Raw genomic sequence first — 431 nt, 5'->3', positions numbered from 1 at the left:
GGCTGCCGCGATGAGGATCAGCGCTTCGCCCGCTGTCAGCATCGCGCCGCCGGCATAGTGACGGAAAAAGACCAGAATCGGCCAGTGCCAGAGGTACAGGCTGTATGAAATTTTTCCTGTAAAGCGGAGCGGCCCGCTTGAAAGAACCGCCGTAGCGATGGAAGGAGAACAAGGCCAGACGAGCAAGACAGCACCAGCCACCGGGGCGAGTGCACTCAGTCCCGGAAATGGCTGGCTCGAGGATAGCCAGATGGAGCTAGCGGCTATCAGGCAAAGGCCAACCAAACCGAACGCCTCGGAAGTGCCACGGCGGCCGATCGGCGGAACAAAAACCAGCAGTCCGCCTAGTGCCAGTTCCCAACCCCGGCTGAAGGGAGCATAGAACGCTTGCTTGGGATCGACTGCCACCAGGTGCAGGGCAGTCGAAAAGC

At 60.6% G+C, this 431-nt stretch carries 1 protein-coding gene; it reads right to left on the bottom strand.

What is annotated here, in order from left to right; translation table 11 throughout:
* The coding region (locus EOA32_RS39130; protein WP_189407753.1) for an acyltransferase at nucleotides 1-431 on the bottom strand (431 nt) is incomplete at both ends.

The sequence above is a fragment of the Mesorhizobium sp. M1A.F.Ca.ET.072.01.1.1 genome (assembly GCF_004023325.1).
In the GTDB taxonomy this organism is placed as follows: Bacteria; Pseudomonadota; Alphaproteobacteria; order Rhizobiales; family Rhizobiaceae; genus Mesorhizobium.
Note: the sequence above shows the minus strand (reverse complement) of the source record. Positions and strands in the feature narration are given on the sequence as shown.